The organism is Bacillus sp. RB3 (assembly GCF_030164735.1).
GTDB classification, from domain to species: Bacteria; Bacillota; Bacilli; order Bacillales; family Bacillaceae_G; genus Bacillus_A; species Bacillus_A cereus.
Genome location: NZ_JASNGE010000037.1, coordinates 1 through 12036, shown reverse-complemented (window position 1 = coordinate 12036; position 12036 = coordinate 1). Strand labels below are relative to the sequence as shown.

Here is a 12036-nt window from a genome sequence, read left to right as displayed (position 1 = left end):
CCTACTCCCTCTTTCTATGCCAAAAAGCCGAGTTCTTTCGAAATGCGATGCGCTGTTTCTTTCACCTTCGCAATAAAATATGAAATGTTACTTTCGCTGTACTCAATTGCTAATCCTGAAATACTAATGCCTGCTACAACCGTTCCATCGCTCGCGAAAATGGGTGCTGCTATCGCGGCTGTATGATTTTCTAACTCAGAATAACTAATTGTGTAGCCTTCCTTTTTTGCCATTTGCAACACTTCTAACAATTGTTCCTTATCCACGATCGTACCATCTGCAAACTGTTTTAAATCCACTTCCTCTATGTATCTCCGTTTCTCTTCCTCAGAGAAATACGATAGTAAAATTCTTGGACATGCACCAGCATAAAGCGGTGCTCTTCTTCCAACCGCCGTATACACGCGTACCGGCTGAACACCCTCCATCTTTTCAACGTAAATTGCGTCATTATCATCTTGAATTATTAAATTAACTGCCTGTCCTAAACTATCTCTAAGTTCTTTCATATAAGGAATTGCTATATTTCTTACTGATAATCGTTGTGAAACAAGTTGACCGAACCGTAAAAATACGACCCCTAAACGATATTTCCCCTTTTCGTTTTTTTGTAAAAACGCCATCTCTTCTAACGAGCCAATTAAACGATAAACAGATGTTTTCGGCATATTTGTAAGCCGAACCATCTCAGTTAAACTTAGCTCTTCATGCTCATAAAACAACTCTAAAATATCCATTGTCTTAACTGCCGTTTTATTTATACTCATTCTATCTCCCTTTCGTTCCAAATTACGGAACTTAAATTCCATTTTTCGAAACAAACATATAATTTAAAATTATAAAATACTCTTTCAATTCAATCAATAGATTTTAAGCAAATAAAAAAGTATGGAAGAATATCTCTCCCATACTTCACCACACTTTATAACGCTCTTACTTGTTCCAACGGCCAGAAAACAGCTTGTCCTTTTCCGACAATTTCATCTTCTGAAATAAAGCCAAACATGCGACCATCCTTAGAAACTTCACGATTATCCCCTAAAACAAATACTTGGCCTTCTGGCACTTTCGTTTTCCCAGTGATTTGTTCTAACGTAAAGTCTGGAGTTAATACACGACCTACTGCTTTTTCTTTAAACTTTTTTAAATATGGTTCTTCCATCGCTTTTCCGTTTACATATAAAACATCATTTTTATACTCAACTGTATCGCCTGGCAAACCAATTACTCGTTTTACTAAATCGTATCCTTCTTTTCCGTGGAAGACGATAATATCAAAGCGATCTAATCCACTTATACTATAACCAATCTTATTCACGAGAACTCGTTCGTTATTTTTTAAAGTGGGCATCATTGATTCACCTTGCACTAAAGAAGGTGTAAATAAAACACCGCGAATAATAGCAATTAATACAAGGGTAAAACCTATCGTTTTAGCCCAAGAGAATAATTCTTTCTTCGTATTTTCCTTCATCGTTTCTCCTCTTTCTTAAGCACTTATTTTATTATTTCAACTAATTCTTGTACTAAATTAGGATCTATTTCAGAAAAACATGATTTTCCTTCTCTTACCGCTGTACCGACATGCGCCTGCGTGATTCCAGTTTCATCTAGCAATCGCTTTATATTTTCTTTCGTCACGCCAGCTCCAGCTACAAGCTGAATTTGACCATCGCTTACCTTTTGCATTTCTGTAAGCACCGGAATATTCTCTACTATATTTCCTTGTCCACCTGAAGTTAAAACGTGAGTCACTTTATGAAACTTCTTTAAAGTTCTCATCGCTTCTACTGGATTTTCTATATCATCTATCGCACGGTGGTACGTTACATTTATTCCATCTACAACAGATAGTAAGTCCGCTAATTTCTCTTCATCCACTTCATTTCGTTCATTTAATACGCCTAATACTACACCAGCTGCTCCTAACTTCTGTGCAACTATAATATCTTCTTTCATCATTTCAATTTCTTCTTCCGTATATGTAAAAGACTTCGCATGCGGACGAATCATAACATGAATTGGTATACTTACCGCTTCTACCGCTTTTTTTATAAAAGCATAACTCGGTGTTAAACCACCTTCTGTATAAGATGAAATTAATTCAATCCGCTTCCCGCCAGCGCTTTCAATTCGTTTTACATCTTCTAAACATGTTGCAATAACCTCTAGCATGAGATGACCTCTTTTCGTGCTTTTTTCTTATTATAACATTAGTAAAAATAAGAAGCCTAGCTTTCTCCTTTAAAACTTAAAAAAGAAGAATGAAAAGAAAGATTTTTTTATTGGCAACAATTATTGGTAACATCCTATTATTCATGTACACTCCTACCATAATGAAAAAACCCGTCATTTTGACGGACTTTTCTAATTTCAAGCTTTTCTTTCCTCAGTTTTCATATCAATGCCTAATTGATCTTCCAATAACTTTACACCTTTCTTTGTAAGATGGACAGCTCGGTTCTTATCCGTTTTTGTAATCATTCCTGTTCAAAAAATAGTTTTGCTATTGCAGATCCTAACCAACCGGCAATATGGTAGCGTCGTTCACTCCAATCAAGGCAAGATTTTGCAAATACCCTCCTTTTTGTATCTGCCTCATCAACATTTATTCCAAAATTCAGAAACCATTGCTTACCTTGTTCCGTTACAATGTATTCTCCATCCTCTAAAATTATAAATTGCCTATCTAGTAATTTTTCAGTTATCTCTACACCGAGTTTGCCTGCAAGATGATCATAACAAGTTCGAGCATAACGAATTTGTTTTAGTTGGCTTGATTGTTTTAAAGAGCGAACTTGAACTGTTGGTGCAATTGTCCCTAACTTTTCAAGCACTTCTGCAACTTCTTGATTAGCAAGTCGATAGTAACGATGTCTACCATGTTGTTCAACTGTAAGTAAATTCCCTTCTACTAATTTAGAAAGATGCGAACTAATTGTTGGATGTGACACTTTTGCCATATAAGCCAATTCACTAGCAGGTAGTGCCTGATTATTCATTAGACAATCTAATATGATTGCTCTTGTAGGTTCAGCAATTAGTTTAGCTATATATGAGATATTCGGATATACATTCATATTTCGATGATACCCTAACTATTAAATTGATACAATTATTTTAAGTTTAATAGTAAAGGAGAATGTATTATGAATGCAATTGATCTTAGTATATTAAATTTGAAAGAAACGAGAAGGCGCTCAGAAAAATTATGGAATTCTCTTCCTAATAATTTTCTTAATTGGAAGCCTGATCCTGAGGCTATGTCTTTTGGTGAGATGATTCGTCATGTATGGAGTTCAACTTTTTACTACCATATGATTATAAAAAACAACGGTTCAATAAACGACATACGTATCCCGTATGATGACGAGCCGATTACTTGTGTAAAAAAAGAAATTGAATTGGCACAATCATACTTTACTGACTTCATAGAATATGTTCAATCGATAAGCATAGCCGAGCTAGATTCAAGACTTATTGATAGAAGCGATGTTGGCTATCAACGATATTTAGGCGATATGCTATTACGAATTGCCTATCATGATGCGGTCCATGCAGGTCAATTTTTACAATATTTACGAACGGTAAACTTAGAAAGACCATTAATTTGGGATTAAATACGAAAAATGTTTATACAGCCTCCAAACTGGCATTACAATAAGAATTTTTCAACAAGAAACAATCACAAAACCATGATAATCATTTATATTAAAAACCTACATCTCAACTAAGTACTTCATACACATAAAAAGCACGGGTTTGATTACTAATCAAACCCGTGCTTTCAAAACAACTATAATATCCATAAACAATAAAATGTAAGCTTTAAAAACTACGACCGAAACGCCGCATCCGCCAGCATAGACAATGTTGCATCATCCATCGGTGGATTATGCAGTCCTGCTCTGACGTTTAAATAGTAACGATGGAGCGGATTTTTTTCTGATAAACTTTTTGCTCCTACGATGCGCATCGATTTATCCACTATAGATATCGCCGCATTTGTTACAGCATATTTCACGGCTGCTAATTCTACTTGCAGTGATAGTTTATCTTCTGCCTCATCGTACTTTTTCGCAATTTGATATAAAAAGACGCGAGCTTGCATAAGCTCGAGTTCTAATTCTCCAACTAATCTTCTAACATTCGGCAATAAACTAATAGAATGGTTTAAACTGTTTGGCTTGTATGATTCCGCAAATTGAACTGCATAATTTCTTGCTGATTGTGCAATTCCTAAATAACATGCTGGTATATGTAGCAACCAGCCAACCCCCTTTTGTTTTACTTTCCCGCCTTTTATATCTGTAAAAAAGCGACTTTCTATCTCTACATTTTGTAAGACAAGGTCGTGGCTAGCAGTCCCTCGCATTGCAACGCTATCCCACGTTTCTTCAATAGATACACCGAGTGTATTTCTTGGAATAACAAACTCACCAACTTCTTCTTGGCCTTCCATACTTGCTGAAATAATAAAATAATCAAGTACTGGCGCCATCGTTGTAAAAGTTTTTCTTCCATTTATAACCCACTTCTCGCCTTGTTGAACCGCTATTGTTTCTGGTTTGCCGCCACGCGTCGGACTCCCTGATTTCGGTTCTGTTGCTGCCCTGTTAAAGAGCGCACCATTACGTACTTCTTCGCAAAACCATTTGAACATCTCATCATTCCAAGAGCGATTTTCCGCTAGCTCTTTCACAATGCCAAGATGCCAGCCAATCGATAATGCAGTAGCTCCGCAGCCTTCCGCGATTTTCTCTTGAAATAAAACAAAGTCATATAAAGAAATCGCACTACCACCAAATTCCTTCGGTAACGTTAATTTCGTATATCCGATATCTTTCAAATCATTTATATTTTCATACGGAAATGATCCCAATTCACTTAGCTGATGCTCCCTTTCCATGAACTTCGGAATCAATTTATTTATTTGTGCAATAATGAAAGATTGTTCTTCTGTTTCAACAAATGAGAGTGCCATACTATAATCTCCTTTATGTTCGATTCATCAACCGCTCACTTTTTCATTATGATTATATGAAGCTACCTCTCTATTGTTTCACTATTCCGATAAAAATACAATGTTTTTGACTAATAAGAAAAGTTCCTATTTAAGGATAGGTTCTTTTCTTATGTTAATCTCCCTTCAATGCCTTTAATGGCAAAGAGGTTACATATCCAATATACGAGAATAATTCTTTAAAGAAGAATGGAATTTCTGTGTCTAACGTTTTATATGCTGATGTCGGCGTTGGTGAAGCATACGCTTCAATATTAATATGTTTTGCAATTCTCATTGCGCGTTTCATATGAAGTGGATCACTTACAATCGTGTATGTGCGTATTCCGTTCTCTATTCCAACTTGCTTCGCATTTTTTAAATTTTCTTCAGTGAAAAGGGATTTAGTTTCAATTAAAATATCTTCCTCTTTTACACCTTGTTTCATTGCATATACTCTTGCAGTACGTGCTTCCTCAAGTTCTGCCTCGAACTTTGTACCACCTGTAAAAATAATCTTTTTAATATTTCCGTTCTTATATAAAGAAATCGCATGATTAATTCTTTCTTTAAATACAGGAGATGGTTTTCCGTTCCACGAAGCTGCTCCTAGTACGATACCAGCATCCGTTTTCACGTCATCATTTGCTTTAAAACGATAACTCCAAATATCGTAAGCTGCATAACTTACATATAAAATAGCAGAACAAATCATTAGTAAAAATACTTGAAAGATTCGTCTTTTCTTACTCTTCTTATTTTCTTTCATTTGTAATTGCCTCCGTACATCATCCATACTTCTATAAAAAACATTTATATCAAATCGTTTTGTTTGAGTTTATTTAAAAGAAGGAACTTTACTTGTTATTTATGTATAAAAGGGTTTTCATTTAAAATTGAGGATTATCAATTCATTTTCATTTGCGGTTTTCATTACATTTTTTAAATTCATAAGTTTATTACCATACAACTACATTGTAACGAATTTTTTCTCAGAAGGGAACGATGAAACAAAAGGAATTAAAATAAAGTAGCATTTTGTAAGAAAAAAGGTATATTTTTCATGTCTCACGAACAATATACCTTTCAAAACACGAATTATAACTTTTCTTTATATAACTCTAATTTTTCTAACAATTGTTCTTTTACGCCTGGCCATTCACTCGAGATAATACTGTACACCACCGCATCTCTCACATAACCATTCGGTAATTTTCTTTCATTTCTAAGCACACCTTCTTTTACTGCGCCTAATCTTTCAATTGCTCGTTGTGCTTTTTCATTTCTTGCATCCGTCTTAATTTGCACTCTCAGCATATGCAGTTTTTCAAAAGCATACTGGAGAAGCATATACTTACACTCTGTATTTATACTCGTACGTTGTACACTCGGATGATACCACGTTTGCCCTAACTCAACTGTCTTATCTTCTACTGAAATATTATATAAACGTGTACTTCCTACAATCTTATTCGACTGTTGATCTACGGTTACGAAAGGTATTTGATTACCTCTTCCGTAGCCCTTTATCGCTTTTTGAACGTATTGTTGCATATCTTGCACACTATCCATTTTAGAGATTAAATACGCCCAAATATCCCGATTTCCTTCTACAATCGAAAACAAAGTTTCGACATCAGTATTATCCATTAACCGCAACTTTGCTCTTTCGTGAATAATTTCCATTTTTAAGCCCCCTTTGCTGTTACTATATCATAAGAATCAAAAACGTATTATAAGAATAAAAAAATATAACGAAAAGAATTCTTTTCAAATATATTCTTCTCGTATAAGGTAGGAAGACCCATCAGTAACCCTTAAAAAATAATTTTTTGATAATTTCCAATAAATTCTATATAATGATAAACGGGAGGGGATAAAAAATGCTAGATCAAATTACTTGGGGAACGCCAGGCAGCTTATTATGCTTAGGGTTCTTTTTTGCGGGACTAGGAATCTTCTTAAGAAGCGTTACGTCGTATACGAAAAATAAATAAGAATATCCCGCTTTTAAACAAAAAAAGCCCTCTTTTTACAGACGGCTTCTTTTGTTTAACTTTATCTTATTAAAACTTCAAAGCAATAAATAAGCAATCGGCGTAATAATAAGTAACGTTAAAATCGTTCTCTGCACATATAAAATAATAAGTTCAGATACTTTTAATGGAATATCTGTTGATAATATACAAGGAATGGAAGCGGAGAAAAACAAAATAGATGATACGGAAACAACTGCAATAACAAACTTTGTCACAATTGGTGCACTTACTACTAATAATGACGGTAAAAACATTTCTGCAATACCAACTGATGCGGCTTTAGCGGCTAAGTCTGCTTCTGGTAATTGTAATAGCCATGTAAACGGATAGAAAATATAACTGATCCAATCAAATATTGGCGTAAACTTCGCTAAGACGATACCAATTAATCCTACTGACATAATGGATGGTAAAATTCCCATCGTCATAATAAATCCGTCTTTTAAATTTAATGCAATATTTTTCATAATGCTCGGTGCAGACTTTGATACTTCTAACGCATCTTCCCAAGCACGTCCTAACATTTTCTCTTTATAAACAGGCTCTGGGAACCCTTCTTCTGTTACATATGTATCTGGTTTTCTACTGAGGGGCGGGATTCTTACGGTGATAGCAGTCACGATGAATGTTACAACAAGTGTAGTCCAAAAATAAACATTCCATAAATGCATAATATCTAATGTTTTTGCGATGATGATCATAAATGTAGCGGATACTGTAGAAAATCCTGTAGCGATAATCGCCGCTTCTTTTGTCGTATACTTTCCTTCTTTATACACGCGATTCGTAATAAGGAGAGCAAGCGAATAACTTCCAACGAAGGACGCAACTGCGTCGATTGCCGATCTCCCCGGCGTATTCCATAATGGCCTCATAATCGGCCGACAAAATGTACCGATAAATTCAAGCAATCCATATCCGACTAATAACGCTAAAAACGCCGAGCCAATTGGAACGAGCAAACTTACTGATATGACTAGCTTCTCATACAAAAACGGTCCAACATCTGGCGCAAAGAACCAAGCTGGTCCTACTTTTAAACAATATAATATGCCAAATACAACGCCAACTACTTTTAAAATAGAAAAACAAATGTCTACGATAGATGCATTCCATTTCTTCGTATAAAATGGATAAATCGCACCAATTGCCATAACAAATAATGCATAATAAGGTACTATGCCAGGAACCGAAGCCCTAATCCACGATACGATATGATCAATCATAATAGACGATGCACCGTTTATCGTAACAGGAACGAAAAACATAAACACTCCAACGAGACTAGCAAGTATAAACCGAAGAATAATTCCCTTCTCTTGCCCTGTCTTAATTACATTACTCTTTAATTCAATTTCACTCAAAATTCGACACCTCCTATTATCTAAATATTCTGTATAATTATGTTGGATTCCTTCTTTCCATTTCTACTATTTCATCATATAAAAAAAGCCTATTTTAAAATAGGCTTTTTCTACTACCTCTCATAATCATCCACAATCACTTGAATGATACGATACGATTCTTCTGCTACTTTTTCATTACTATCCCTATTCGCATCATATGTAATTAACGCCTTCCAAAGTGCCCATCCTCTCGCTCTATTCCACGTTTCTTCATCCATGCGTAATACTTCATTAAATACATTTCTACTATTTTCATCAAAAAACGTCCACGCCATCGCTGCATCACAAGCCGGATCCCCTACTCCTAAAATACCAAAATCAATTACGGCACAAAGCTTTCCGTCCTTAACGAGTAAGTTTCCAGGTGCAACATCCCCATGAACCCAAACTGGCTTACGGTCCCATGTTGAACTAAGTGCTACATTCCAAAGGTGCTTTAATAATGCCTCGTCAAAAACATCCTTATTATTTTCAATAGCAACTCTCGCCTCTTCAGCATATACAGATATAAGCCCGCCTCGGTAAAAATTATGTGTTCCAGCTAAAGGTCCGTTACTCGCATTGATAGATTGCAATTCTACTAAAAAAGATCCTAAGTCCGCCGCAAATTCATTTAAATCCCGAACGTTTTGTTTCGTAACTGTTTCTCCCTCTATCCACTTATTAATAGACCAAGGCAATGGATACGCTTCAGACGGATTTCCTTTCGCAAGTGGGGTAGAAATCGGTAAAGAAAGCCCCTTACTTAATATAGGAAGCCAACTATTTTCTTTCTCTACTTGCGGTGCATATGCCGCATCACTTGGCAATCTTACACTCATCTCATACCCTAAGTGAAACGTCCTATTATCATGCCCACTAAACTTTACAGGTTTCACTTCTAAATGGGCCCATTCGGGAAATTGTTCCCCTATCAATCTTTTAACTAAATCAGTATGAATTTGATTCATTCACTTGCCCCTTCTCTTTTGAAATTTACTAAGTCCATCTGTACTCCCAACATACTCAAAACCACTTCTTTTATAAAAATCATTCAGCGTACGATTATGTCCAACGCAATCTAACTTCAAATACTCTTTATCACATTGTACATTCTCGTCTATCCACTGTAAAACCCTCTCTCCTATTCCGTTCCCCTTATACTTCCGTTTCACCGCAAATCTATGAATATATAATGAATTAGAAACTTCCTCTTTACCAAAAATATGTTCATCCCATTCATTTTGTTTAGGAGAAACTGTAATCGTACCAACTATTTCATCTTCTTTCATAACAATATACGTATATTTCTCTCTTATACATTCTAGTATTTCAGCCGTAGCTTCCTCTCCTAAAAGATACTGCCACTGATCCACTTCTTTATATTGTAGCCATTGTGCTACTTCTTTTAATAAAAGGATAATACTATCACTTTCATTTTCAGTAGCAATTCGAATTGTATATTCTTTACTTATATTGCTCTCCATATTGCCTTTCCCCTTTCAAATTGCTACCATACTGACAAACGAGTCCTTCCATCATTTTCATCTGTAATATATTCTACATAAAATCCTTGATTCCGTGCGTTTTCATACATCAATTCAATCGCTTTTTGATCTTTCGCATAAATTTGTATGCATTGAGCATCCACTGCTAATACGATTAGCTCACACTTACTTTCCTTAAACTCTTCATATGTTTCAATATCTATCGTTTTTTCTCCTTTAGGATATGCTTTTAAATCTGCAAAAATAAGATAATATATGTTGTCTTTAACTAACTTTTTCAATGCTAACCCTTCCACTACACTTGGTTCTTCTGGAAATAATGCCTCATCCAATTCACCACGTGCTATTAAGTAGGACTCCTCATCCCTCACTCGCCAATCAAATTCAGTAATATCAATTGGGTTTAACACTTTCCAAAGTACATTGCTGTATTCATTTGGAATATCTACAAAAATCCCTCTTTTCATATGCTTGCTCCTAACTTATTCATTTTCATACATTATATATGAAATGTAATTACTATATTTTGTCGATACATATGTACATCATAAAAAACCGCTCCACTATTAGTGAAACGGTTTCCTTTTTCTTACATTTAAATATTTCATTCAATTGTTGCACTGCCTTTTAAAATAATTTCTAATATATGCACCACATTAGCCGTTCATTCTTAATGCTCACTTCGACTTTACAAAATAATATAAAAACCATACTGCATGATTTTGTTCATCCGCAGCTATTCTCCGTAACAACTCTTTCAAATGTACATCGGATGTCTCATCTGAAATTTCCAAATAAAAATCTACTGTTTTTTGTTCATCTTGTATAGCGAACTCTAATCCTTGTAAATACGTATTTGGGCAGTCTTCAGTAATTTGTGGTTTCGGCTGCCTGCCAGTTAAGTTCGTATAAATTTGTACAAAGTTGTGGAAATGCTTTATTTCATCATTACGAATTTCAAGAATTTGTTTTTGTTCTACTTGATTTGGAGCCATATTCGCTAATTTTGCATAGCAGCTTATGGCGCTATACTCTCCATTTATAGCTTTTTCAATATCACCAATCAACTTATCATTTTGCCTATAACAATCATAATAATTTGAATTATACATCGTATCCCCCCATACTTTCGCTTACCATTTTATGCATTTAGAAATAGTAGGAGCCTGTGTATTTAACGGGACGGCTTTAGAATGAAAGAAAAGTTTGAGAAAAGGGTCTATTTTGCAAAGGAATTGCTTATGCATAAAATAATACTATTGTATACTGTTGCTATAAACTCTCGCGGGAGTTAGGAAAATAAATTCGCGAATCAACGATTGGTTCAACATGATGCGGTGCGAAGCTATTATGAGTTAAGTGACATAATTAGGAGGTTCCACTATGCCATCTTTATTTAAAACTATGGAGTTCCAGCTAAAAACCGAACGACTTGACCTGAGTATGTGGGAGGAATCCGATTCAGTTTGGATGAGGAAATTAATTGGCGAACGTGGTGTGGACATGCCGACCCTCGACTCCGTTCGTAACCGGCTTATTGAGATGCGTAAGAAGGCAGATGAAAATGGCATTTCCCTTCTCACTATTCGAAGAAGAGACGAAGGCGATTTCATCGGATACTGCGGCTTGATTATCGGTCGTTCCACACTTGAAGAGCCGGAGATTGCATACGAGTTGTTCCGCAGCGCTCATGGTAAAGGTTATGCGACTGAGGCGGCATCTGTTGTACTGGACGCGGCGATTGCTACTGGGCGCCAAAGACTTTGGTCGACTGTAGGTGCTTGGAATATCGCTTCCCTCCGGGTACTAGAAAAGATAGGATTTAAGCGTCATCACAGTACGTGGGATGACGAACGTGGTGAGATTGTCTGGAATGTACGTGACCTTTAGAGATCCCGACTTAATTCTAAACATAACACTTTTCAACAATTAGGTGTTTACATTGAGGAAAAGCCAGAAAAATTAACAAACTTTATTATCAGCAAATATTCATTCTTCAGCTTATAGATTTCATCAAAAAAAGCCGTTTCACTAATTTGAAGTGACCCCCGAAAGTTAGACAGGTCGTTTCATTAGGCAGCCTCTAGGGTATGAGCCCGGTA

The 12036-nt window shown here is 35.7% G+C and carries 13 protein-coding genes and 1 pseudogene; 2 read left to right on the top strand and 12 right to left on the bottom strand.

The genetic code is table 11. The annotated features are described in order from the left end of the window. Window positions 1-14 precede the first annotated feature (14 nt). The 4 genes and pseudogenes from QO049_RS26585 to QO049_RS26570 all read right to left on the bottom strand — a co-directional run bounded on the left by QO049_RS26585 (window position 15) and on the right by QO049_RS26570 (window position 3080). Window positions 15-767: an IclR family transcriptional regulator gene (locus tag QO049_RS26585; RefSeq protein ID WP_000026390.1), complete on the bottom strand. Its 753-nt coding sequence runs from the start codon at window positions 765-767 to the stop codon at window positions 15-17. Between the two features lie 155 nt (window positions 768-922). Beyond that, entirely contained in the window at window positions 923-1474 is a 552-nt protein-coding gene (gene lepB / locus QO049_RS26580) for a signal peptidase I (protein ID WP_000662498.1), read from the bottom strand. A 23-nt stretch (window positions 1475-1497) separates the two neighbouring features. Continuing rightward, window positions 1498-2175, bottom strand: a complete 678-nt coding sequence (locus QO049_RS26575) for a copper homeostasis protein CutC (RefSeq protein ID WP_000895111.1) — start codon at window positions 2173-2175, stop codon at window positions 1498-1500. 198 nt (window positions 2176-2373) lie between these two features. Next, window positions 2374-3080, bottom strand: a pseudogene (locus tag QO049_RS26570) (ArsR/SmtB family transcription factor). A 69-nt stretch (window positions 3081-3149) separates the two neighbouring features. Here QO049_RS26570 and QO049_RS26565 point away from each other — a divergent pair. After that, window positions 3150-3620 carry a DinB family protein gene (locus QO049_RS26565; protein WP_000991284.1) on the top strand — a complete coding sequence of 157 codons (471 nt, stop codon included), beginning with the start codon at window positions 3150-3152 and terminating at the stop codon, window positions 3618-3620. A 215-nt stretch (window positions 3621-3835) separates the two neighbouring features. On the opposite strand, the gene QO049_RS26560 is transcribed toward QO049_RS26565, so the two are convergent. From QO049_RS26560 to QO049_RS26525, 8 genes are all read right to left on the bottom strand, one after another. Further along, window positions 3836-4984 (bottom strand): acyl-CoA dehydrogenase family protein, encoded by a 1149-nt coding sequence (locus QO049_RS26560; RefSeq protein WP_246960392.1) that lies wholly within the window; start codon window positions 4982-4984, stop codon window positions 3836-3838. Window positions 4985-5138: 154 nt separating this feature from the next. After that, on the bottom strand, window positions 5139-5771 hold the full coding sequence (locus QO049_RS26555) for a YdcF family protein (protein WP_000662216.1): 633 nt from the start codon (window positions 5769-5771) through the stop codon (window positions 5139-5141). A gap of 329 nt (window positions 5772-6100) precedes the next feature. Further along, complete coding sequence (locus tag QO049_RS26550; protein WP_000402584.1) at window positions 6101-6688, bottom strand: GNAT family N-acetyltransferase; 588 nt, start codon at window positions 6686-6688, stop codon at window positions 6101-6103. 388 nt (window positions 6689-7076) lie between these two features. Further along, the gene (locus tag QO049_RS26545) at window positions 7077-8405 is read right to left on the bottom strand and encodes a YjiH family protein (protein WP_098877819.1); all 1329 of its coding nucleotides are present in this window, start codon (window positions 8403-8405) and stop codon (window positions 7077-7079) included. Window positions 8406-8518: 113 nt separating this feature from the next. Then, the gene (locus QO049_RS26540) at window positions 8519-9397 is read right to left on the bottom strand and encodes an aminoglycoside phosphotransferase family protein (RefSeq protein ID WP_246960397.1); all 879 of its coding nucleotides are present in this window, start codon (window positions 9395-9397) and stop codon (window positions 8519-8521) included. After that, window positions 9398-9913, bottom strand: a complete 516-nt coding sequence (locus QO049_RS26535; protein WP_053512486.1) for a GNAT family N-acetyltransferase — start codon at window positions 9911-9913, stop codon at window positions 9398-9400. A gap of 23 nt (window positions 9914-9936) precedes the next feature. Continuing rightward, complete coding sequence (locus QO049_RS26530) at window positions 9937-10401, bottom strand: DUF2691 family protein (protein ID WP_000820157.1); 465 nt, start codon at window positions 10399-10401, stop codon at window positions 9937-9939. 210 nt (window positions 10402-10611) lie between these two features. Next, on the bottom strand, window positions 10612-11046 hold the full coding sequence (locus QO049_RS26525) for a ferritin-like domain-containing protein (protein ID WP_246960399.1): 435 nt from the start codon (window positions 11044-11046) through the stop codon (window positions 10612-10614). Window positions 11047-11317: 271 nt separating this feature from the next. On the opposite strand from QO049_RS26525, the gene QO049_RS26520 reads away from it, so the two are divergent. Continuing rightward, window positions 11318-11824 (top strand): GNAT family N-acetyltransferase, encoded by a 507-nt coding sequence (locus tag QO049_RS26520; protein WP_001139531.1) that lies wholly within the window; start codon window positions 11318-11320, stop codon window positions 11822-11824. Window positions 11825-12036: the final 212 nt, after the last annotated feature.

Coding starts and splice junctions, on each gene's coding strand:
- QO049_RS26560 (WP_246960392.1), bottom strand. CDS start 4,984: ATGGCACTCTCATTTGTTGAAACAGAAGAACAATCTTTCATTATTGCA.
- QO049_RS26555 (WP_000662216.1), bottom strand. CDS start 5,771: ATGAAAGAAAATAAGAAGAGTAAGAAAAGACGAATCTTTCAAGTATTT.
- QO049_RS26520 (WP_001139531.1), top strand. CDS start 11,318: ATGCCATCTTTATTTAAAACTATGGAGTTCCAGCTAAAAACCGAACGA.
- QO049_RS26565 (WP_000991284.1), top strand. CDS start 3,150: ATGAATGCAATTGATCTTAGTATATTAAATTTGAAAGAAACGAGAAGG.
- QO049_RS26585 (WP_000026390.1), bottom strand. CDS start 767: ATGAGTATAAATAAAACGGCAGTTAAGACAATGGATATTTTAGAGTTG.
- QO049_RS26575 (WP_000895111.1), bottom strand. CDS start 2,175: ATGCTAGAGGTTATTGCAACATGTTTAGAAGATGTAAAACGAATTGAA.
- QO049_RS26530 (WP_000820157.1), bottom strand. CDS start 10,401: ATGAAAAGAGGGATTTTTGTAGATATTCCAAATGAATACAGCAATGTA.
- QO049_RS26525 (WP_246960399.1), bottom strand. CDS start 11,046: ATGTATAATTCAAATTATTATGATTGTTATAGGCAAAATGATAAGTTG.
- QO049_RS26550 (WP_000402584.1), bottom strand. CDS start 6,688: ATGGAAATTATTCACGAAAGAGCAAAGTTGCGGTTAATGGATAATACT.
- QO049_RS26535 (WP_053512486.1), bottom strand. CDS start 9,913: ATGGAGAGCAATATAAGTAAAGAATATACAATTCGAATTGCTACTGAA.
- lepB (WP_000662498.1), bottom strand. CDS start 1,474: ATGAAGGAAAATACGAAGAAAGAATTATTCTCTTGGGCTAAAACGATA.
- QO049_RS26540 (WP_246960397.1), bottom strand. CDS start 9,397: ATGAATCAAATTCATACTGATTTAGTTAAAAGATTGATAGGGGAACAA.